Annotated in this window: 24 protein-coding genes and 1 pseudogene; 21 read left to right on the top strand and 4 right to left on the bottom strand. The window is 36.4% G+C overall.

Annotation, left to right across the window (positions count from 1 at the left end):
* Positions 1-64 precede the first annotated feature (64 nt).
* From HMPREF2728_RS06325 to HMPREF2728_RS06295, 7 genes are all read left to right on the top strand, one after another.
* On the top strand, positions 65-736 hold the full coding sequence (locus tag HMPREF2728_RS06325) for a GTP diphosphokinase (RefSeq protein ID WP_049509203.1): 672 nt from the start codon (positions 65-67) through the stop codon (positions 734-736).
* A complete protein-coding gene (locus HMPREF2728_RS06320; protein ID WP_049509202.1) occupies positions 720-1,538 on the top strand; it encodes an NAD kinase in 819 nt (272 codons plus the stop codon). Before HMPREF2728_RS06325 ends, HMPREF2728_RS06320 begins: the two co-directional genes overlap by 17 nt.
* Entirely contained in the window at positions 1,535-2,434 is a 900-nt protein-coding gene (locus HMPREF2728_RS06315) for an RluA family pseudouridine synthase (protein ID WP_049509201.1), read from the top strand. The genes HMPREF2728_RS06320 and HMPREF2728_RS06315 overlap by 4 nt, the downstream gene beginning before the upstream one ends.
* 15 nt (positions 2,435-2,449) lie before the next feature.
* Positions 2,450-3,424 (top strand): phosphate acetyltransferase, encoded by a 975-nt coding sequence (pta, locus tag HMPREF2728_RS06310; protein ID WP_049509200.1) that lies wholly within the window; start codon positions 2,450-2,452, stop codon positions 3,422-3,424.
* Positions 3,425-3,528: 104 nt separating this feature from the next.
* Positions 3,529-3,822 carry a type II toxin-antitoxin system RelB/ParD family antitoxin gene (locus HMPREF2728_RS06305; RefSeq protein ID WP_049509199.1) on the top strand — a complete coding sequence of 98 codons (294 nt, stop codon included), beginning with the start codon at positions 3,529-3,531 and terminating at the stop codon, positions 3,820-3,822.
* The gene (locus HMPREF2728_RS06300) at positions 3,815-4,153 is read left to right on the top strand and encodes a type II toxin-antitoxin system RelE/ParE family toxin (RefSeq protein WP_049509216.1); all 339 of its coding nucleotides are present in this window, start codon (positions 3,815-3,817) and stop codon (positions 4,151-4,153) included. The genes HMPREF2728_RS06305 and HMPREF2728_RS06300 overlap by 8 nt, the downstream gene beginning before the upstream one ends.
* A 74-nt stretch (positions 4,154-4,227) precedes the next feature.
* Entirely contained in the window at positions 4,228-4,920 is a 693-nt protein-coding gene (locus HMPREF2728_RS06295) for a pyrimidine 5'-nucleotidase PynA (protein ID WP_049509198.1), read from the top strand.
* 103 nt (positions 4,921-5,023) lie between these two features.
* Here HMPREF2728_RS06295 and HMPREF2728_RS11065 read toward each other — a convergent pair whose 3' ends face one another.
* Positions 5,024-5,086 carry a hypothetical protein gene (locus HMPREF2728_RS11065; protein ID WP_398578145.1) on the bottom strand — a complete coding sequence of 21 codons (63 nt, stop codon included), beginning with the start codon at positions 5,084-5,086 and terminating at the stop codon, positions 5,024-5,026.
* 247 nt (positions 5,087-5,333) lie between these two features.
* Here HMPREF2728_RS11065 and HMPREF2728_RS06290 point away from each other — a divergent pair, with 247 nt between their 5' ends.
* The 13 genes from HMPREF2728_RS06290 to HMPREF2728_RS06230 all read left to right on the top strand — a co-directional run bounded on the left by HMPREF2728_RS06290 (position 5,334) and on the right by HMPREF2728_RS06230 (position 18,765).
* Positions 5,334-6,302, top strand: coding sequence for a hypothetical protein (locus tag HMPREF2728_RS06290; RefSeq protein WP_049509215.1), 969 nt, complete (start codon positions 5,334-5,336; stop codon positions 6,300-6,302).
* A 292-nt stretch (positions 6,303-6,594) separates the two neighbouring features.
* The gene (locus tag HMPREF2728_RS10965) at positions 6,595-7,506 is read left to right on the top strand and encodes a hypothetical protein (protein WP_070460445.1); all 912 of its coding nucleotides are present in this window, start codon (positions 6,595-6,597) and stop codon (positions 7,504-7,506) included.
* Positions 7,507-7,623: 117 nt separating this feature from the next.
* The gene (locus tag HMPREF2728_RS06280; protein ID WP_049509671.1) at positions 7,624-8,277 is read left to right on the top strand and encodes a uracil-DNA glycosylase; all 654 of its coding nucleotides are present in this window, start codon (positions 7,624-7,626) and stop codon (positions 8,275-8,277) included.
* 9 nt (positions 8,278-8,286) lie between these two features.
* A complete protein-coding gene (locus HMPREF2728_RS06275; protein WP_001135775.1) occupies positions 8,287-8,751 on the top strand; it encodes an NUDIX hydrolase in 465 nt (154 codons plus the stop codon).
* A 12-nt stretch (positions 8,752-8,763) separates the two neighbouring features.
* Complete coding sequence (locus HMPREF2728_RS06270; RefSeq protein ID WP_045762937.1) at positions 8,764-10,035, top strand: dihydroorotase; 1,272 nt, start codon at positions 8,764-8,766, stop codon at positions 10,033-10,035.
* A gap of 10 nt (positions 10,036-10,045) precedes the next feature.
* The gene (locus HMPREF2728_RS06265) at positions 10,046-10,306 is read left to right on the top strand and encodes a hypothetical protein (RefSeq protein ID WP_045762936.1); all 261 of its coding nucleotides are present in this window, start codon (positions 10,046-10,048) and stop codon (positions 10,304-10,306) included.
* Between the two features lie 11 nt (positions 10,307-10,317).
* Positions 10,318-11,658 carry an MATE family efflux transporter gene (locus HMPREF2728_RS06260; RefSeq protein ID WP_075227380.1) on the top strand — a complete coding sequence of 447 codons (1,341 nt, stop codon included), beginning with the start codon at positions 10,318-10,320 and terminating at the stop codon, positions 11,656-11,658.
* 179 nt (positions 11,659-11,837) lie between these two features.
* Complete coding sequence (locus HMPREF2728_RS06255) at positions 11,838-12,806, top strand: thiamine pyrophosphate-dependent dehydrogenase E1 component subunit alpha (protein ID WP_070460439.1); 969 nt, start codon at positions 11,838-11,840, stop codon at positions 12,804-12,806.
* Positions 12,807-12,823: 17 nt separating this feature from the next.
* Entirely contained in the window at positions 12,824-13,816 is a 993-nt protein-coding gene (locus HMPREF2728_RS06250) for an alpha-ketoacid dehydrogenase subunit beta (RefSeq protein ID WP_006145564.1), read from the top strand.
* Between the two features lie 363 nt (positions 13,817-14,179).
* Positions 14,180-15,223, top strand: a complete 1,044-nt coding sequence (locus HMPREF2728_RS06245) for a dihydrolipoamide acetyltransferase (RefSeq protein WP_075227379.1) — start codon at positions 14,180-14,182, stop codon at positions 15,221-15,223.
* 38 nt (positions 15,224-15,261) lie between these two features.
* Positions 15,262-16,965, top strand: coding sequence for a dihydrolipoyl dehydrogenase (lpdA, locus tag HMPREF2728_RS06240; protein WP_075227378.1), 1,704 nt, complete (start codon positions 15,262-15,264; stop codon positions 16,963-16,965).
* Positions 16,966-17,024: 59 nt separating this feature from the next.
* Positions 17,025-18,014 carry a lipoate--protein ligase gene (locus HMPREF2728_RS06235; RefSeq protein ID WP_075227377.1) on the top strand — a complete coding sequence of 330 codons (990 nt, stop codon included), beginning with the start codon at positions 17,025-17,027 and terminating at the stop codon, positions 18,012-18,014.
* A 109-nt stretch (positions 18,015-18,123) separates the two neighbouring features.
* Entirely contained in the window at positions 18,124-18,765 is a 642-nt protein-coding gene (locus tag HMPREF2728_RS06230; protein ID WP_075227376.1) for a hypothetical protein, read from the top strand.
* 77 nt (positions 18,766-18,842) lie between these two features.
* Here the strand turns inward: HMPREF2728_RS06230 and xerS are convergent, their stop codons facing one another.
* Entirely contained in the window at positions 18,843-19,913 is a 1,071-nt protein-coding gene (gene xerS / locus HMPREF2728_RS06225) for a tyrosine recombinase XerS (RefSeq protein WP_049509685.1), read from the bottom strand.
* A 175-nt stretch (positions 19,914-20,088) separates the two neighbouring features.
* Between xerS and HMPREF2728_RS10645 the strand changes: the two are divergent.
* A pseudogene (locus HMPREF2728_RS10645) lies at positions 20,089-20,244 on the top strand (transposase); the annotation flags it as partial.
* Positions 20,245-20,292: 48 nt separating this feature from the next.
* Here the strand turns inward: HMPREF2728_RS10645 and HMPREF2728_RS06220 are convergent.
* Together HMPREF2728_RS06220 and dgt are read right to left on the bottom strand one after the other, a co-directional pair.
* Positions 20,293-21,018: a hypothetical protein gene (locus HMPREF2728_RS06220; protein ID WP_075227375.1), complete on the bottom strand. Its 726-nt coding sequence runs from the start codon at positions 21,016-21,018 to the stop codon at positions 20,293-20,295.
* A 4-nt stretch (positions 21,019-21,022) separates the two neighbouring features.
* Positions 21,023-22,561 carry a dGTP triphosphohydrolase gene (gene dgt, locus HMPREF2728_RS06215; RefSeq protein WP_075227374.1) on the bottom strand — a complete coding sequence of 513 codons (1,539 nt, stop codon included), beginning with the start codon at positions 22,559-22,561 and terminating at the stop codon, positions 21,023-21,025.
* Positions 22,562-22,666: the final 105 nt, after the last annotated feature.

Here is a 22,666-nt window from a genome sequence, read left to right as displayed (position 1 = left end):
TTTTTCATAGAAAATCAAAAGCTAGATAAATCGAAGTGTATAGAGAATTGGATGAAAAAGATATATGATTACAGAATGGGAAGAATTTTTAGATCCTTACATTCAGGCTGTCGGAGAGCTGAAGATAAAACTCCGAGGTATTCGAAAACAATACCGCAAACAAAATAAACATTCTCCAATTGAGTTTGTAACTGGTCGAGTCAAACCGATCGAAAGTATAAAAGAAAAAATGGCTCGTCGAGGGATTGGATACGATACGTTGGAACAGGACTTGCAAGATATTGCAGGTTTACGCGTCATGGTTCAATTTGTAGATGACGTGAGCGAGGTTGTTGCCATCCTCCGTAAGAGGCAAGACATGAGAGTGGTACAAGAACGTGATTACATCACTCATCGAAAGGCTTCAGGCTATCGTTCTTACCATTTGATTATTGAGTATACTGTTGACACAATCAAGGGGGCAAGAACGATTCTGGTGGAGATTCAGATTCGTACCTTGGCTATGAATTTCTGGGCTACCATCGAGCATTCTCTTAATTATAAATATCAAGGCGATTTTCCAGAAGAAATTAAGAAACGCTTGGAAATTACTGCAAGGATATCCCATCAATTAGATGAAGAAATGAGTAAAATTCGTGATGATATCCAGGAAGCACAGGCACTCTTTGATCCATTGTATAGAAAGTTAAATGACGGGGTAGGTAATAGTGACGATACCGATGAAGAATACAGGTAAACGAATTGATCTAATCGCTAATCGCAAACCTCAAAGTCAAAGAGTCTTATATGAATTAAGAGATCGACTAAAAAAGAATAACTTTATATTAAATGATAAACATCCCGATATCGTGATTTCCATAGGTGGGGATGGGATGCTTTTGTCTGCTTTTCACAAGTATGAAGACCAGCTGGATAAGGTTCGTTTCGTTGGTGTTCACACGGGTCATTTAGGTTTCTATACGGATTACCGTGATTTTGAACTAGATCAATTGCTTACTAATTTACAGTTAGATACTGGAGCTCGTGTGTCTTACCCACTTTTAAATGTAAAGGTATTTTTGGAAAACGGAGAAGTGAAGATTTTCCGAGCTTTGAATGAGGCTAGCATTCGGAGAGCTGATAGGACAATGGTGGCCGATATTATCATTAACCAAGTGCCATTTGAACGTTTTCGAGGAGATGGCCTGACGGTATCGACGCCAACCGGGAGTACAGCCTATAATAAATCTCTTGGTGGAGCTGTTTTGCATCCTACTATTGAGGCCCTTCAATTGACAGAAATTGCGAGTCTCAACAATCGTGTCTACCGAACCTTAGGTTCGTCTATCATTGTGCCTAAGAAGGATAAGATTGAATTGATACCGACTCGCAATGATTATCATACGATTTCTGTTGACAATAGCATTTATTCTTACCGTAATATTGAAAGAATAGAATACCAAATAGACCACCACAAGATCCACTTTGTCGCAACACCAAGCCATACTAGTTTTTGGAATCGTGTCAAGGATGCCTTTATTGGTGAGGTGGATGAATGAGGTTTGAATTTATTGCTGACGAACATGTCAAGGTAAAGACCTTTTTAAAAAAACACGAAGTCTCGAAAGGTTTACTTGCCAAAATCAAGTTTCGAGGTGGAGATATTTGCGTAAACGGTCATCCACAAAATGCAACCTATCTCTTAGATATTGGGGATGTGGTTGTCATCGACATTCCTCCTGAGGAAGGTTTCGAGACACTGGAAGCCATTGATTATCCACTGGATATTCTGTTTGAAGATGATCATTTCTTAATTCTAAACAAACCCTTTGGTGTGGCCTCAATTCCGAGCGTCAATCATTCTAATACCATAGCTAACTTTATCAAGGGCTACTATGTGAATCAGAACTACGAAAATCAGCAGGTCCACATTGTAACCAGACTAGATCGAGATACTTCGGGTTTGATGCTTTTTGCGAAACATGGTTATGCTCATGCTAGACTAGACAAACAATTGCAAAAGAAAGCCATTGAAAAGCGATACTTTGCTCTGGTTAAAGGAGATGGTTTTCTGGAACCTCAAGGTGAGATTATTGCACCGATTGCCCGTGACTTAGATTCAATCATTACTAGACGAGTTGCAAAAGGTGGTAAGTATGCCCATACTTCCTATCGTATAGTTGAGTCTTATGGCAATATTCATCTAGTTGATATTCGACTGCATACAGGAAGGACACACCAGATTCGTGTCCATTTCTCCCATATAGGTTTCCCTTTGCTTGGTGATGACCTATATGGTGGTAGTCTTGAACATGGCATAGAGCGTCAAGCTCTGCATTGCCATTACTTATCGTTTTATCATCCTTTTCTTGAAGAGCAGTTGGAGATGGAAAGTCCACTGCCGGATGATTTCAACACCCTTATTACTCAGTTATCAAATAATAATTTATCTTAAAAGGAGTAAAAACTCATGGAAGTTTTTGAAAATTTAAAAGCCAACCTAGTTGGTAAAAATGCACGTATTGTTTTGCCTGAAGGTGAAGAACCACGTATTCTTCAAGCTACAAAACGCATCGTAAAAGAAACAGAAGTTATTCCTGTCCTACTTGGAAATCCTGATAAAATTAAAATCTATCTTGAAATCGAAGGAATCATGGATGGTTATGAAGTAATCGATCCTGCACATTACCCTCAATTTGAAGACATGGTAGCATCACTTGTAGAACGTCGTAAAGGAAAAATGACTGAAGAAGAAGCTCGCGAAATATTGGTTAAAGACGTGAACTATTTTGGTGTTATGTTAGTATACATGGGCTTGGTAGATGGAATGGTTTCAGGAGCTATTCACTCTACTGCGGCAACTGTTCGCCCAGCCCTTCAAATCATTAAAACACGTCCAAATGTTAGTCGTACTTCAGGTGCCTTCCTTATGGTTCGTGGCACTGAGCGTTACCTATTTGGTGACTGTGCAATCAATATCAATCCTGATGCTGAAGCATTGGCAGAGATTGCGATTAACTCTGCTATCACAGCTAAGATGTTCGGTATCGAACCAAAAATTGCGATGCTAAGCTATTCAACTAAAGGTTCTGGTTTTGGTGAAAGCGTAGATAAAGTTGTTGAAGCAACTAAGATTGCTCATGATCTTCGTCCTGACCTTGAAATTGATGGGGAATTGCAATTTGATGCTGCCTTCGTTCCAGAAACAGCTGCTCTTAAGGCACCAGGAAGCAAGGTTGCTGGACAAGCAAACGTCTTTATCTTCCCAGGTATTGAAGCAGGGAATATTGGTTACAAGATGGCAGAACGTCTCGGTGGCTTTGCAGCGGTTGGTCCAGTATTGCAAGGTTTGAACAAACCAGTTAATGACCTTTCACGTGGATGTAACTCAGACGACGTCTTCAAACTTACTCTAATCACAGCAGCACAAGCTGTACACCAATAAAATACAAGATAGCTCCTTTTCTGTTAAAGGAGCTTTTCGTTGAATTTCAAATCTAAAGATGATAAAATGTATTTACAAATCATCTTTACAAAGAGGTATTAATCATGGCAAGTACTCAACCTGTTAATTTTCGAGCAGATTCGACTTTTTACCAACAAACGAAAGAAATCTTAGCTGATGAAAAGTTAACTCTATCAGATATTTTTAATGCTGCACTTCGTAAAATTGCGACAGGTGCAGTTGATCCTAAAGAGTTCGTATTTAGTGATTTACAAGAGACTCAATATCAGGTTGCTTTTGAAGACTTGAAAAAGGAAATCTTGATGGGACATCAAGAAATTGAGCAAGGTAAACTAACGTCTTTGGCAGATGTAAGAAAGGAATTTGGACTTGACTAATCATAAGCGTTACCATGTTTCTCTTACGGATCAAGCTAAGAAAGACTTGAGAGAAATACATGATTATATTGTACTGAATTTTTACAGCCAGCAATCTGCCGATAGTAAACTAGACCTTATTCTAACGGCACTAGAAACTTTAGAAACCTTTCCAGAAGCATGTCCTTTGGTTTCAAGTCGAGGTTATGGTGAATTAACAGATGACGGAAAACGTTATCGATATATGCCAATTGAAAATTACTTAGCTTTTTATTATATCGACAAATATGAGGTTTATGTCTCCAGAATTTTAAATTCCAAGCAGAATTGGGCTAAGCTATTCAATAAGTAGAGGTAAAATTTTTTAAATTTTTTTGAATCATTTAGTCCCACTCTTTGTCCCCCCAAGAAAGGAAGTTTTTTAAATTGAAATACAAATTTCTATTATTCGACCTCGATCACACCTTACTCGATTTTGATGCTGCTGAGGATATAGCTCTGACGCAACTCTTAGAAGAGGAAGGAGTTGAGGATATCCAAACTTACAAAGATTATTATGTACCCATGAACAAAGCCCTTTGGAAGGATTTGGAACAGAAAAAAATTACAAAGGCTGAGTTAATTAAGACACGTTTTGCAAAATTGTTTGCTCACTTTGTCATTGAAAAAGATGGGGCTTACTTAGCAGAGCGCTACCAGTTTTTCCTATCAAAACAAGGACAGACTTTCCCAGGTGTCGAAGATTTATTAAAAAAATTGATAAGTAAGGGCTATGAACTCTATGCTGCGACAAATGGAATCACCTATATTCAGACAGGTCGTTTGGAACAATCTGGAATTGCACCATATTTCAAGGAAATTTTCATATCAGAACAGCTCCATACGCAAAAACCAGATGCTGAATTTTATGAAAAAATTGGAGCTCGAATCCCTAACTTTGATAAAAATCAGACCCTTATGATTGGTGATTCTTTGTCAGCTGATATTCAAGGTGGAAATAATGCTGGCATCGATACCATCTGGTACAATCCTCATCATCTGGAAAATAAGACACAAGCTCAGCCAACTTATGAAGTCGACTCTTATCAGGCTCTGCTTGATTGCTTGGGGCTCCTTTAAAAATCACAAAATATATAAAATTCTAGAAAACCTGGAGCATTGAATGCAAGAAATTTTAGTATTTTTTGAAAACGTTTTATTTTTTTTGATATAATAAATCATACTAGGATATAATGACAAGAATATTGTGATTGTCATCTACCGTTAAGTTGTATATGGATATCAAATTGGTAGTACAGTTAATCAAGTAGGTATTGAAAAAGAAGCATCTAAACTAGTCAATAAATTATCTATTCATCTGTTTGAACGTCTTAAATTGGTATAAAAAAGCTATATAGGAGCAAATCAGTATGATATTGAAAAGTAATAAAAGACCCATAAACTTCATGTTGATGTTAATAAGTGCTTGTTGCTGCCTTATTTGTCTAAGTGCCTGTCAGTCAAATAAGGTAAATTCGGTAGATGATTATAAAATGGCTATCTGGGATAGCGATAAAATAGCTGTCTTTGATGATTATGATTTAAATGAGTTCAAGGTTAATATATCTAGAAAAGAGAAATTTATCTATTGGGCAGAAAGTTTTTCGGAAGCAGGATCCTATTCAACTGCAAAAACAAAAGATACCTCAGGTCTAAAAAGATATGTCTCTAGAATTAATAAGGAAAATTTAAGTGAAACGTTTAAATTAGCAGAAGGAAATGATGCATACGCATCTATAACAGATGGGGATTATTTATATGCAACTGCTGTCTTTACAGATAGAATTGAATTTTATAAATATGATAATAATTTAGAGGTTATTACTAATGTTACCGTGAAAAATGATGGTCAGTTAAATGCCAGTCAACAGTTTGTTATTGTAGATAATTATTTATACTTACTTGTAACCACATTGGATTTATCAACCCAAGTTCCTAATACGGAAATTTGGAAAATGGATAAAGAGTTCAACATCGTGGAAAAATATAATCTTGACGAAACATCAGCATATATGAGAATGGTTAATGTAGATGATGTCTTGTATATTGTGGAAGCACTTAGTGGGCGCAATTCTGATGGAGAATATAAGTCGGGAAATAAAATAATGGTTTTTGATTTAAAGAGTCAGAGCAAGAATTATATCGATATTCCTGATAAGTATCCAACAAATATTCACTATGATGCTAAAAATAATCAATTGATTATAGAGAATGAGGGATTATATAATGGCGAATTTTCCTTTACTACAGTCAATCTAGACAATTTAGAAGAAGATATTATTCATCTGGAAGGCTTTAGTACAGAGCAATATATTGCACCGTATTTTACATTTAAAGACAACATCTATTATTTTTTATTTAATGATTCTCTGGTTAAATATGATATTGTTGATAAGAAACAAACAGTTATCAATCTAGAAAATTATAAGATAAAAGATGCACATTATTTGATTGTTAAATAGTTTATTTATTGGGTGAAAGTCAAATAATAGAAATTTAATCTTTAATATGTGCTTAAGTATAGTTTTAGTAATCTCTCCTTATCTCTGGCTAAGGGGAGATTTAATCTAGTTTGTTGTCAGCATAGATTTAGAAGGTATTTGAAAAGTCCTGCAAGGAAAAGATTTGAAAGATATCATGATAGTTTTTTTTATAATGATCAGTTATCTTTCTGAGTATTCTGAACAATAGATTCTTTGCAAAACCTTGTAAAATATTTAGAACTTTTTAAAAGTAGATAGGAGTCTTGAAATTATGGGCACATGGGATGCAACGATTTTTGGAAATGACACCTCCTTAGATATTAAAGAAGAATTCTTCGAGAGATACAATCAAGGAGAAGATGCAAATACAATTAAAAATGACTTGACGTCGGATTTATACGATGACGATATGTATGATGTCTTGTTCGCCTTGGCACACTGTTTATGGGAAGTTGGGCAATTAGATGACGAATTCTTGCTTGAAATTAAAGAAATCATTCTCAACAAAGAGGATTTAGAACTTGCCCAAGAATTGGGTGCAGATAGTGAATTTTTAGAACAAAGAAGTGAAAATCTAGAAAAGTTTTTAGAAAAAATTAGTATAAAAAAAGAAAATCCCAAAAAGAGAATTGCTCCGCCTGTTCCTGTAGAAAGCAAATATAGGAACGGTGCTGTGATTGTTTTTCAGTATGAAGATGGCATATACGGTGCTTTGATAGCAGTAGATGGAGCTTTCTTTGATAAGGAAACCTATTATGCTTATCTGCAGACTGATATTAAAATGCCCACAAAACCCACTATGGAAGATGTGCTATCAGCACGAATTCTCGATCCAAGTTTTCATAGTGCAGAATACAATTCATTTCGTGACTCTAAGTATTACTACTCTTTTGTAAATTGTATTTCAGGTTATTTAAAAAGTACAGCAACTAAAAAATTTGAAAAATACAATGATAGTGTTTTTGAAATAATAGGCTATCTTTCAGATTGGGGGAGCTGCTGTAGCGCGGCTTCTGGAGGATTTGATTACTATAAACAAAAATCAAGTGATGAGTTTAAGATAAGCGTTGTAAAGGAATTGAATAAAAGATTTGATGAAAAACTTAATACTCGAACAGAATTGATTATTGATGAAATCGACAAAGAATTTATCCTTTCTAACACGAGAAAAGGTGGTGAATAAAGGCTCTTTAGTATAAATTCTCTATAAAACTTCTCAAATCTCAATAGATACTTTTAAAAGTGGTTTAGATAGCCACTTTTTGTTATAATAGAGGCAGTATAAACGAAGGAGTTGACTATGCAACACTCATCTTGGCATGCTTTGATTAAAGAGCAATTACCTGAGGGTTATTTTGGGAAAATCAATCACTTTATGGAGCAGGTTTATGCCCAAGGAACTGTATATCCTCCTAAAGAAAAGGTTTTTCAGGCTCTTATAACAACTCCTCTGGAAGAGGTTAAGGTGGCGATTCTAGGCCAAGATCCCTATCATGGGCCTGGTCAAGCTCAGGGCTTGAGTTTTTCAGTTCCAGATTCTATTCCAGCACCTCCTTCCTTGCAAAATATTCTAAAGGAACTTGCTGATGATATTGGTCTAAAAGCTTCACATGATTTGACTACTTGGGCCGAGCAGGGGGTCTTGCTTCTCAATGCTTGCTTGACGGTTCCTGCTGGTCAAGCAAATGGTCATGCTGGGCAGATATGGGAACCTTTTACAGATGCTGTGATCAAGGTTGTCAATAATATTGATAGACCCGTAGTTTTTGTACTTTGGGGTGCTTATGCACGTAAGAAGAAGTCCTTGGTTACAAATCCTCAGCACTTGATTATCGAATCAGCCCACCCAAGTCCTCTTTCAGTTTACAGAGGATTTTGGGGTTCCAAGCCTTTTACCAAGGCCAATGCATTCTTAAAAGAAAGTGGACAAGAGCCAATTGATTGGCTTAGATAAGGAGAGAATATGCCCCAGTTAGCGACAATTTGCTACATTGATAATGGAAAAGAATTGCTCATGCTTCATCGCAATAAAAAGCCTAATGATGTCCATGAAGGGAAATGGATCGGTGTAGGTGGAAAGTTAGAACGGGGGGAAACTCCACAAGAATGTGCTGCTCGTGAAATTCTTGAAGAAACTGGTCTAAAAGCAAAACCAGTATTAAAAGGAGTTATCACCTTTCCAGAGTTTACACCAGACCTTGACTGGTACACCTATGTATTTAAAGTAACTGAGTTTGAAGGTGAGTTGATTGACTGTAATGAAGGAACCTTAGAATGGGTTCCTTACGATGAGGTTTTAAGTAAGCCGACCTGGGAAGGGGACCATACCTTTGTAGAGTGGCTTTTAGAAGATAAACCCTTCTTTTCAGCTAAATTTGTCTATGATGGTGATAAATTATTGGATACCCAAGTGGATTTCTACGAATAAAGGAGTAAAGCGATGTTAGTAATCAAAAACGGCCGTGTAATGGATCCTAAGTCTGGTTTGGATCAAGTGTGTGATGTCTTGGTCCAAGATGGGAAAATTGTCAAAATTGCGTTTGAGATCACGGAAGAAGGAGCAGAAATCATAGATGCTACTGGTCTTGTAGTTGCGCCTGGATTGGTGGATATCCATGTTCATTTCCGTGAACCTGGTCAAACTCATAAAGAAGACATTCATACAGGAGCACTTGCAGCAGCTGCAGGTGGATTTACAACTGTCGTTATGATGGCTAATACCAATCCAACCATCTCAGATGTTGAGACTTTGCAAGAAGTTCTTCAATCTGCGGCAAAGGAAAAGATCAACGTTAAATCTGTAGCAACAATTACCAAGAACTTTAATGGCCAAGATTTGACAGACTTTAAGGCGCTTTTAGAAGCTGGAGCTGTTGGATTTTCTGATGATGGGATTCCACTTGAAAGCAGTAAAGTGGTCAAGGAAGCTATGGAAGAGGCTAAAAAGTTAAACACCTTTATCAGTCTGCACGAAGAAGATCCTGGACTGAATGGTACGCTAGGTTTTAATGAAAACATCGCTAAAGAACATTTCCATATCTGCGGTGCTACCGGGGTTGCAGAATACGCTATGATAGCTCGTGATGTCATGATTGCCTATGCAACCAAGGCTCATGTTCATATCCAGCATTTGTCAAAAGAAGAAAGTGTCAAAGTTGTGGAATTTGCTCAAAATATGGGAGCAAACGTAACTGCAGAAGTAGCTCCCCAGCATTTTTCTAAGACTGAAGCTCTTCTTTTGACTAAAGGAAGTAACGCTAAGATGAATCCACCTCTTCGTCTGGAGTCTGACCGTCGTGCAGTTATTGAAGGGCTTAAATCTGGAGTCATTTCTGTCATTGCTACTGACCACGCGCCTCACCATGCTGACGAAAAAAATGTTGAGGATATTACCAAAGCTCCATCAGGTATGACAGGTTTAGAAACTTCTTTGTCACTCGGTTTAACTTACTTAGTAGAAGCTGGTGAGCTAACCCTGATGGAATTATTAGAAAAAATGACAGTAAACCCTGCCAAATTGTATAATTTTGAAGCAGGATATTTGGCTGAAAACGGCCCAGCTGATATTACAATTTTCGATGATAAAGCTGACCGAATTGTTGATACGCATTTTGCTTCTAAAGCAGCTAATTCTCCATTTATTGGTGAACAATTAAAAGGGCAGGTTAAATATACTATCTGTATGGGACAAATCGTTTATCAAGCAGATTAGGAGCTTGAGGATGAATTATTTTCGTAAACTTAGAAATCGTAAACGAAATGCTTGCCATGGAGTATATTGTCAAGCCGCTAACCGTGCTAAAATTCAGTATGAAACCAAGGAAAAAGCTGATCATGCTGTAGAGTATGATAATGGTGGCTTGGTTAGAAGCTATTATTGCGCCTCATGTAATTGCTGGCACACGACATCAAAAACTAGTAATCCACCTTTGAGCTTGAGAAAATACGGCTTAAAGCTTTTTGGCTTGGATGCAAAGGAGTAGAAAGAGTAGGTATGCATTCAACAGAAACTATTAAAGACAAAATCATCTTATTTTTAAAAATTTTCTTTCCTATTTTAATTTATCAATTCGCTAATTATTCCGCATCTTTTGTCGATACCACGATGACGGGCCAATATAATACTCTCGATCTAGCGGGTGTTTCAATTGCAACTAGTTTATGGAATCCTTTCTTTACCTTTTTGACTGGAATTGTCTCAGCCTTGGTCCCTATTATTGGTCACCATTTGGGACAAGGAAAAAAGAAAGAAGTTTCTTCGGATTTTTATCAATTTCTTTATTTGGCTTTAGCCTTATCTATCGTACTTTTTGGCTTGGTTTTCTTTTTAGCACCAATTGTGTTACAATTCATGGGACTGGAAGTGGCTGTATCCAGCGTTGCCATACGTTATCTGTGGCTCTTAGCCATCGGTATTATTCCTCTCTTACTTTTTAGTGTTATTCGTTCGCTACTTGATACGCTAGGACTGACAAAATTGTCTATGTATCTCATGCTTCTTTTACTTCCTTTAAATAGTGGATTTAACTATTTACTAATATATGGAGCTTTTGGTTTTCCTGAGTTAGGAGGTGCAGGAGCAGGTCTAGGGACTTCCCTTGCCTACTGGGCTTTGTTGCTGATTTCGGTTTTGGTCTTGTTAAAGCATAAAAAGCTCAAGGAATATCAACTCCAAAGACCTATGCCCATACAAATTAAAAAAATCAAGGAAGCTATTTATCTTGGTCTACCAATTGGTGGAACTGTATTTGCAGAAGTTGCTATTTTTTCAGCCGTCGGCTTGATTATGGCGAAGTTTTCATCATTGATAATAGCTAGTCATCAGTCTGCCATGAACTTTTCATCTCTCATGTACGCTTTTCCTATGAGCATTTCAACAGCAATGGCTATTGTGATTTCTTTTGAGGTAGGAGCTAAACGGTTAGACGATGCAAAACAGTATATCCATATTGGTCGTTTAGCAGCTATGGTGTTTGCAGTTTTAACACTTTCTTTTCTGTATGTTTTTAGAGAAAATGTTGCCAGTCTCTATGGTCATGATCCAGAATTTATCCAACTAACAGCTTCTTTTATGACCTATAGCTTATTCTTCCAGTTAGCTGATACATTTGCGGCACCATTACAAGGGATTTTACGAGGTTACAAGGATACGATTGTTCCTTTTTGCCTTGGTCTTCTTGGATACTGGGGTGTTGGGATTCCGCTTGGCTTATATCTTGATTATTCGACTAGTTTAGGTGCGTACTCCTATTGGATTGCTCTCATCATTAGTTTAATGGTAAGTGGAATTCTTTATCAGTGGCGTTTACAAGTTATTATGAAAAGATTCAAATAATTTGTTGAAAAATGATGAAAAAATAACTTGTGAAATTTGTATTTTATATAAAGAAAAGTCTTGATTTTACTGACTTTTCTTTTTTTATATTGTGAAAAATTGCAGGCATATTTTTTGACACAAATTAACCTATACAGTAAAATAGAACTATAAGAATTTAAACTTAGAAAGGCAAGATTATGTCAACTTTAGATAAAAATCTTTTGCTTGAGATGTTCCGTAAGATGGAAGAAATTCGTCGTATGGACTTAAAAATTGCTCAATTAGTAAAAAAAGGAAAAGTGCCAGGAATGACGCACTTTTCTGTTGGTGAGGAAGCTGCTAACGTTGGGGCTATGTTGGCTCTAAACGAGGATGACCTCATCACCTCAAATCACCGTGGTCACGGGCAAGCCATTGCTAAAGGAATCGACCTCAATGGGATGATGGCTGAAATTCTTGGTAAATACACTGGAACTTGTAAAGGTAAAGGTGGATCTATGCATATCGCAGACCTAGATGCTGGTAACCTTGGTGCCAATGGTATCGTAGGTGGTGGTATGGGGATTGCAGTAGGTGCAGCCCTTACTCAACAAATGAAAAACACTGGTAAAATCGTTGTCTGCTTCTTTGGTGACGGTGCAACAAACGAAGGTGTTTTCCACGAAGCTGTTAATATGGCTTCAATTTGGAATCTTCCGGTAATTTTCTACTGTATCAATAACGGTTATGGAATCTCTGCTGATATTAAGAAAATGACAAATGTCAAGCATATCCATGAGCGTAGTGCTGCTTACGGTATTCCTGGAATGTTTATCGAAGACGGTAACAATGTTATCGATGTCTACGAAGGATTTAAGAAAGCAGTCGACCATGTTCGTTCTGGTAAAGGCCCTGTCTTAATCGAAAGTGTGACCTACCGTTGGCTTGGACACTCATCATCAGACCCTGGTAAATATCGTACACGTGAAGAAGTCGATATGTGGAAGGAAAAAGACCCAATCGAAAACCTTCGCAAGTACCTTGTTGAGAATAAAATTGCTAGTGCAGAAGAACTTGAAGAAATTCAAGCACAAGTTAAGGAAGCAGTGGAAGCATCTGTTAAATTTGCTGAAGAGAGTCCATTCCCTCCACTAGAATCAGCTTTTGAAGATATATACGCAGACTAAGGAGAAGTAGAGAAAATATGGAAACTAAATTAATGTCTTTCCGCGATACCATTATCCTTGCAATGTCTGAGGAAATGCGTCGCGACGAAAATGTGCTTTTGATGGGTGAAGATGTCGGAGTTTTCGGTGGAGACTTTGGTACATCTGTAGGTATGCTTGAGGAATTTGGACCAGAACGTGTTCGTGACTGTCCGATTTCCGAAGCAGCTATTTCTGGAGCAGCTGCTGGTGCTGCTATGACTGGACTTCGTCCAATCGTTGATATGACGTTCATGGACTTTTCTGTTATTGCCATGGATAATATCGTCAACCAAGCAGCTAAAACTCGTTACATGTTTGGTGGTAAAGGTCAAGTGCCTATCACAATCCGCTGTGCTGCTGGTAACGGAGTAGGTTCTGCAGCACAACACTCACAATCATTGGAATCTTGGTTTACTCATATCCCAGGATTGAAGGTTGTAGCTCCAGGTACACCAGCTGATATGAAGGGACTTCTTAAGTCTTCTATTCGTGACAACAACCCTGTTATCATTCTTGAATATAAATCAGAATTTAACCAAAAAGGTGAAGTTCCTGTTGATCCAGACTATACTATCCCACTTGGTGTCGGAGAAATCAAACGCGAAGGAACTGATGTAACAGTAGTAACATACGGTAAAATGCTTCGTCGTGTCATGCAAGCAGCTGAAGAATTGGCTGAAGAAGGCATCTCAGTAGAAGTAGTAGACCCACGTACTTTGGTTCCACTTGATAAAGACATCATCATTAATTCAGTTAAGAAAACTGGAAAAGTAGTTCTTGTCAACGATGCCCACAAGACAAGTGGTTTTATCGGTGAAATCTCAGCTATTATCTCAGAATCAGAAGCATTCGATTATTTAGATGCACCTATTCGCCGTTGTGCAGGTGAGGATGTACCAATGCCTTATGCACAAAATCTTGAAAATGCAATGATTCCGACAGTTGAAAGCATCAAAGATGCCATCCGTAAAACGTATAACAAACAATAATACATAACATAAATTATGTAAAAAATTAACAAGACGAGAAACTTTGTATCTTTTAGGTGCAGAGTTCTCTGCGTACTTGATATCTTAGATTAGAGCATGGGCTAAAAGCCCTTTGCATCATAAAATTGAACTCGGGCTAAAGTCTGGGTGAAAAAGATAAACTTTCCTAGAAACTAAAGTTTCTTCGTCAAGTTTCCTATTTTCACTGAGACTTTTGACGCCCTTAGTATCTTATAACTGAATCCGGACGGAGGACTGTGAAAAAAAGATAGATTTCCTCGTGTTCATCGAACACAGCGTCAATCTCCTATTTTTTCTTTGTCCTCTACGTCCTTAATATCTTATAATAGAATAGGAGAGGTCATGGCTGACGATAAGCTAAGAGCGACTCCTGCGGCTAGAAAATTAGCAGATGATTTAGGGATTAATCTCTACGAAATTTCTGGCTCAGGCGCAAACGGTCGTGTCCACAAAGAAGACGTGGAAACATATAAAGACACTAACGTGGTTCGCATTTCACCACTCGCAAAACGAATTGCACTAGAGCATAATATTGCTTGGCAAGAAATTCAAGGAACAGGTCATCGTGGTAAAATCATGAAGAAGGATGTTTTAGCCTTTCTTCCTGAAAATATCGAAAACGATACGATTAAATCACCTGCTCAAATTGAGAAAGTGGAAGAAGTTCCAGATAACGTAACACCTTATGGTGAAATCGAACGTATTCCGATGACTCCTATGCGTAAGGTTATTGCACAACGTATGGTTGAATCATATTTAACTGCACCAACCTTTACGCTTAACTACGATGTAGATATGTCTGAAATGCTTGCCCTTCGTAAGAAAGTTCTTGATCCGATTATGGAAGCAACAGGTAAGAAAATCACTGTTACAGATCTGCTTTCACTTGCGGTTGTTAAGACACTGATGAAACATCCATATATCAATGCTTCGTTGACTGAAGATGGTAAGACAATCATCACTCACAATTATGTCAACCTTGCGATGGCAGTTGGTATGGATAATGGATTGATGACACCAGTTGTCTATAATGCAGAAAAAATGAGCTTGTCTGAGTTGGTAGTTGCATTTAAAGACGTCATTGGACGTACCTTAGATGGTAAACTAGCACCTAGTGAATTGCAAAACTCAACCTTCACCATCAGTAACTTGGGAATGTTTGGTGTTCAATCATTTGGTCCTATCATCAATCAACCAAACTCAGCAATTCTCGGGGTTAGCTCAACAGTTGAGAAACCAGTTGTAGTTAATGGTGAAATCGTGATTCGTCCAATTATGAGTCTTGGATTGACAATTGACCATCGTGTCGTAGATGGTATGGCTGGTGCTAAGTTTATGAAAGACTTAAAAGCTTTGATTGAGAACCCAATCTCAATGTTGGTTTAAAGTATTTATTTTAGAAATATAGATAAAGGAAGTAAGATATGGCCTTAGAAGTAATTATGCCAAAAGCCGGCGTGGATATGACAGAAGGACAAATCGTCCAATGGAATAAGAAAGTCGGAGAATTTGTAAAAGAAGGAGAAATCCTTTTGGAAATCATGACTGACAAAGTCAGCATGGAATTGGAAGCAGAAGAAGACGGATACTTAATCGCAATCCTTAAAGGTGATGGAGAAACTGTCCCTGTTACTGAAGTTATCGGTTATCTTGGTGAAGAAGGGGAAAATATTCCTACAGCTGGAGCAGCTGCACCAGAAGCTAGCCCAGCACCTGCAGCAAGCGCCTCAAACGATGATGGTAAGAGCGATGATGCTTACGACATCGTTGTTATCGGTGGTGGACCTGCTGGTTATGTATCTGCCATCAAAGCGGCTCAATTGGGTGGTAAGGTTGCTCTTGTTGAGAAATCTGAACTTGGTGGAACATGCTTGAACCGCGGATGTATCCCAACTAAGACTTACCTTCATAACGCTGAAATTATTGAAAATATTGGTCACGCTGCAAATCGTGGTATCGTGATTGAAAATCCTAACTTCACTGTTGACATGGACAAACTTTTGGAAACAAAATCTAAAGTTGTTAATACTCTTGTTGGTGGTGTTGCAGGACTTCTTCGTAGCTATGGAGTTGATGTTCATAAAGGTATCGGTACTATTACTAAGGATAAGAACGTCTTAGTCAATGGTTCTGAATTGCTTGAAACTAAGAAGATCATCCTTGCTGGTGGTTCTAAAGTAAGCAAGATTAATGTCCCTGGTATGGAATCTTCACTTGTGATGACGAGTGACGACATCCTTGAAATGAATGAAGTTCCAGAAAGCCTTGTGATCATCGGTGGTGGAGTTGTCGGAATCGAACTTGGACAAGCATTCATGACATTTGGTTCAAAAGTTACCGTTATCGAAATGATGGACCGTATTGTTCCAGCTATGGATGCTGAAGTATCTAAGAATCTTCGTTTAATCCTTGAACGTAAAGGTATGACTATCTTGACAGACACTAAACTTCAAGAAATCATTGAAGAAGATGGCAAACTTCGTATCAAGGTTGAAGGAAAAGATGATATCATCGCAAATAAAGCCCTTCTTTCAATCGGTCGTGTTCCAGATCTTGAAGGTATCGGAGATGTTGAATTTGAATTAGAACGTGGCCGTATCAAGGTTAATGAATACATGGAAACTTCTGTTCCGGGTATCTATGCACCAGGTGATATCAACGGTACTAAAATGTTGGCTCACGCTGCCTTCCGTATGGGTGAAGTAGCAGCTGAAAATGCACTTAAAGGAAACCACGCTGTTGCAAAATTGAACTTGACTCCTGCAGCTATCTATACACTTCCTGAAGTAGCAGCAGTTGGTTTGACAGAAGAACAAGCTCGTGAGAAATATGATGTCCAAATCGGTAAATTCAACTTTGCAGCAAACGGACGTGCCATTGCATCAGATGCAGCTCAAGGTTTCGTTAAAGTTATTGCTGACAAGAAATATGGTGAAATTCTTGGAGTCCACATCATTGGTCCTGCAGCTGCAGAATTGATTAATGAGGCGTCAAGCATCATCGAAATGGAAATCACTGTTGAAGAAATGCTTAAGACAATCCACGGTCACCCAACATACTCTGAAGTTATGTACGAAGCATTCGCAGATGTTCTTGGAATGGCTATCCATTCACCTAAGAAAAAATAAAATGAAGATAGATTAGGCTGGAAAGATATTTTCCAGTCTCTATCGTATAAAGGGATATCATGAAATACATTATCAATCATTCAAATGACACTGCCTTTAATATTGCTTTAGAGGAATATGCTTTTAAACACCTTTTGGACGAGGATCAAATCTTCCTTCTTTGGATTAACAAACCATCTATCATTGTAGGACGTCACCAAAATACGATCGAAGAAATCAACCGTGATTATGTTCGAGAAAATGGTATTGAGGTAGTCCGCCGTATCAGTGGTGGTGGAGCTGTTTATCACGATTTAAACAATCTCAACTACACCATCATTTCAAAAGAAGATGAAAACAAGGCCTTTGACTTCAAGAGCTTCTCAACTCCAGTTATCAATACCTTGGCTCAACTAGGAGTTAAAGCTGAGTTTACAGGCCGTAATGATCTAGAGATTGATGGCAAGAAATTCTGTGGAAATGCTCAAGCCTATATCAATGGACGCATCATGCACCATGGTTGTCTTCTCTTTGATGTTGATTTATCAGTCCTCGCTAACGCACTAAAGGTATCTAAAGATAAGTTCGAATCTAAAGGTGTTAAATCAGTTCGTGCTCGAGTAACTAATATTATCGATGAGTTGCCAGAAAAAATCACTGTTGAAGAATTCCGTGATCTACTTTTGGAATACATGAAAAAAGAATACCCTGAAATGACAGAGTATGTCTTCTCAGATGAGGAATTGGCTGAAATTAATCGAATCAAAGAAACTAAGTTTGGGACTTGGGACTGGAACTATGGTAAATCACCTGAATACAATGTCCGTCGTGGAACTAAATTCCCAAGCGGTAAGGTTGAAATCTTTGCTAATGTTATTGAATCAAAAATTCAAGACATCAAGATTTACGGTGACTTCTTTGGTATCGAAGACGTAGCAGCTGTAGAAGAAGTCCTTCGTGGTGTTAAATACGAACGCGAAGATGTACTTAAAGCACTTCAAACCATTAACCTAGGTCGTTACTTCGCAGGAATAACTGCAGAAGAAATTGCTGAGGCAGTTGTAGAATAAAATCAAAAGAGATCCATGTAATATGGATTTCTTTTTTGTTCAAACTTGATATTAAAATTTGATGGGAGTATAATATAGTGGAAATTTAAATAAATGAGGCCTAACATCAATGATAAAAATTCCAATTGAAAATCTCGGACTATTTGAACAGTTAGATCGTACTGTGGTAGCATTTTTTAAAAACCAAGAATCTGCAAATCCTTACGATTTGAATATTAGTATCACACAAGAACACTTCGATAAGAAAAGACAAGAGTTAGAACCATTAGGTTTGCAAGCTGTCCAAATCCCACTGGGAATGGCTTTAGACAATGTTATTCAGCAAGCACATTTTAAAGCCCTAATTATTGGTGGAATTGCTCCTGAGGAAATTATTGTTAGCAAAGAAGCGTTACTGCCGATGAAAGACATCGTTGATAGTTTTTGTATTATGTATGCTGCAGCTAATAAACGCCTTGAAAATAGTAAAGCTTATGAATTAATGAAAGATAAAACGGTCTACTTTATTGGAAAACTTCTTACTGAGATTCCTCAAAAAGGTGATGAAATTGCTTATATGGGTATTGATAGAACAGCTAACGATGGTACGCCATATGAAGCTGTTAAATGCTTTTTAACGAAAGAAAGTGCTGAGAAGTACAACGAAGAGAAAAGACCTGATAGCCCTGCGAATCTGGCTTATCTAAAGTCATTTTGGGGAAAGCCAGTTATAATTGAGTCACACAGAAATTATTGGATTGAATTTTTATAGAATAATAAAAGAGCGATAGATAATCAAAAATCTATCGCTTTTTCAAAACTATTTTACATAATTTATATTATGTATTATCAAAGACTGTCCAAGGCATTCTTTTGTTCGTCATTGACAATATGGGTATACAAGTCGGTAACTTGTGTGCTTGCATGTCCCAGCTGGTGACTGACCAAAACTTGTGATTTAGTAGCATCATAGAGACGAGTTGCAAGTGTGTGGCGTAGCTTGTGGGGCGTCACGCGGACTTTGAAGTCTTCTGAATACTTGGCGACCATTTTTTCAACACTTGAAGCATCAATCCGGTTTGGAACACCTCTATACAAGGTTAGAAAGAGGGCTGTATCAGTCTTTTCTGTCTTGTAACGTTTGTCTCGAATAGCAAGATATTGCTCCAGATAAGGCTTCGCAAAGGCAGCAACATTGACCGAATCGCGTTTTCCACCCTTACGAGTAACATCAATGACCATCATTTTGAGATTGAGATCTCGAAGGTCAAGATTAACTGCTTCGGAGAGACGAACACCAGAAGCAAGAAGAAGTGCAATGATGGCTAAATCTCGCTCTTTATTCTTATTAAAGGAGGATAAGGCGCGATTTGAGAGAGTTTTGGGGTATTCCTCATCGATATAATTCAAAAATCCCTCTGTTTCATCGCCTAAAAAGAGCTTTTGCTTGATATTTTCAGCTCGGGCCGCCAAGGTTTCTTTCTTTTTCTTGGTAGCAACCTTCTTCATGACATTGCGATAGAAATAAGGTTCACCTTGTTCATTTTCAACCTCCTCAGTCAAATACTTATAAAGACTAGAAAGTGCAGAAAGTGTACGGTTAATGGTTGTTTGGGAAACTCCATTTTTAGTCGTATTAGCATTAAGCAAAGGACGTTCACGTAAGTAAAGAATAAAAGATTCCATGTCTTTCTTGGTCATGTTTTCCAGAACATCCAAAGGAATATTTGCCATAGTATCAGCATCCGATATACCAGATTCCAAAACCCAGGTGAAAAATCGATCGTATTCCTTTAAGTATTCGTACAAGGTTGTAAAACTGTATGGAACAGCTAGTTTTGATTGGTAGTATTCCAGAACATACCAGGGCATGACTTGTTTGAGTTTATCAATCCGTTCCAATAAGATCTCGCGTTTCATGTTTTTTCTCCAAATCTTTCTATACTAGTAGTATAGCATAGTTAGTTATATTTTTCAAGAAAATTATAGTTTTTCGGAAAGATGTTATAGGGGACATATTGGAATGCAAGATTCAATCACAAATCTAATAAATAGAATCTCTTAGTTAATGATTGACAAAAATCATAACGCTTGAGTGTTAAGAAAAAACGCTTATTTCTGGATCTATCTAAAGCAGGTCCATTTTTTTCAGACTGTCTTTAAAACCTTCTTCAAGGATAAAGAAAAGATTGTCAACGCCCTTCAATTATCCTACTCCAATGCCCAATTAGAAGCAACGAATAATCTTATCTAACTTATCAAGCGTAATGCCTTTGGTTTGTAGAAAAGAGCCAATAATTTAGAATTCAAATGAATCAACTAGTTTTTTGAGTTCAGAAAGTGTAAAATATTCTTTTTGATATTTTTTAAGTTGCTTATCATATAAAATTTGTAAATTATTCTTCTTTCTTAAATTTATATATTCTTGTTGAATTGATTTATCAAATTTAAACTCAGGGAGATAGTTTTCATATTTTTTTCTGTAAACTAAAAGTTTAGCAAGAATAAGTTCCTTATCTGGATTGACTTTAGATACGTGTTTTACATATGTATATTTTTGAGTTTTATCTATCTTAAAAACAGAAGAGATTTCTAGACTTCCTGTAGAATAATTAAAAGCTATTGAATCCATATTTGTGTAAACAGTATTTGTTAGTTCACGCCATTTAGGATTTCTAACAGGTTGCTGGTTGTGTTTAAATGCCCAAGTATCTTTTAATTCCCAAATATCTACCTCTATTTTTTCAAAAAATATTTTATATCCTCCAAATGCATTAATACGAATATTTTTATTTGTTTCTTCTCTTATAATATCGTATAAACTTATTTTATTGTCTTTTAAAATTACTACAATATCAATATCCCTAGATTTTTCTTTAACATGCAAATATTTATCTCTAATATATCCGCCAAAAATAATTACTTCACTCACTTTATTCAATTTTTCAATAAAGTAAGCGATATTTAAGTTCTCTAAATCTTTCTTTATATTAATTTGAATATCTGAATTCAATTTATTTGTCATGATATTACATTCTACCGTTCATAAGTTTTTTATGTAAAGATACAGCATAAGAATCTGTCATTCCCGAAATGTAGTCAACAACGATTTGAATTTTTTCGTAGTCTGTTAATTCTTTAATACGTAGACGCCAGTCTTTATCATTTAATGACTTAGGCAAACACTGAACATAGAGGAAATTATCTGAAATAAGCCTTACTAACTTCTCTTCTTTTTTAGTCTTAGTAGAATTTTTACATGAAATTTTTAATATAGCAGGGATAAATAAATCTAACAATTTAGTAATTACCGTATCGCCAACTAACTCTAATTCCAAAACTTCAGCTGATGAGAAAGCTTTTTTAAAAATTAAATCCTTTATATGCTTTAATATATTTTCCAATGGTTCAATATTAAGGAGCGCTTCATTTTTGAAATTACCAGACATTATTTGGTCATAAACTTCATCAGTAAATCTATCAATTACAACATAAATCATTATTGATTGTAAAAATGATTTTAAATTTTGGGAACAAATTAAATCATAGTCAGGAATATCTTTACTAAGCTTGTTGATTGTATTAGAAAAAGTATCAAAACGTTTCTGATAATTAAATCTATCAATTTTATCAAAGCGTTTAGCTAACTCAGAAATTGAATTTTCTATAACACTTTTGAATTCTTCACTATAAATATCATTCCAAGTGATTAAACGTTTTTTTACACTATCTTCTAAATCAGCCATAATATATGCGATATCATCTGCTGCTTCTAAAATAAAAGTTGCTGGATGTCTGACTTCTTCTTTATTATTCATCATATTTTCAAGTATAAACTGATTAATTGTTTTCTCAGAACACATATAACCAAACTTTTCTTTCCCTATATTTTCATCCTTGCACTTAACATTTGAAGAAGACCATGGATACTTCATAAGTGTTGCTAAAGTTGCTAAAGTTAGATTAGCTCCAAATTCATCATTCAAAAGCTGCAATCGTGATAAAATTCTAATACCTTGCGCATTACCATCAAAGTATTTAAAATCACATTTTTCATCTTCTGTTATCATATTTTCTTCTGATTTTAAAGTACTATAGTTTAATTTATTATTTTCTTTTGAATCTTCATTAAAAAAATTTGAGAACCAATTTTTGATAACATATTCGCCAAAATGACCAAAAGGAGGATTTCCTAAATCATGTAATAATCCTGATACCTTCAATAGAGAAGGGAGACGCTTTAGTTTTTTTAAATCTTCAAATCCTTCTACATTTCTTGTATGTAAAATTTGAGCTATTTGCCATCCCATAGATTCACTCAGTGAAGATACTTCTAAAGAATGTGTCAACCTAGTTCTAATGAAATCATTTTGTTGTAGTGGAAAAACTTGAGTTTTATCTTGAAGTCGTCTAACCGACGAAGAATATATAATTCTAGCATAGTCTCTATCAAATTCATTCTGTATATCAACAATGTTTGAGGAAAATTTATTATTATTATTATTATTATTATTAAGATCACGAATTCGAACATCAAAAAAAAGTTGTTCCCAATTTAACTTGGTCATATTATCTCCTTTACAAATATAAAAAAATTAACTAAATATTTTAGTTGGAATTAAAAATAAACAATCTTAAGCAAGGTAAGCATTTAGTCGTAAATTGATAAAATA

Source organism: Streptococcus sp. HMSC061D10 (genome assembly GCF_001808865.1).
Lineage (GTDB): Bacteria > Bacillota > Bacilli > Lactobacillales > Streptococcaceae > Streptococcus.
This window is presented reverse-complemented; position numbering and strand designations above follow the sequence as displayed.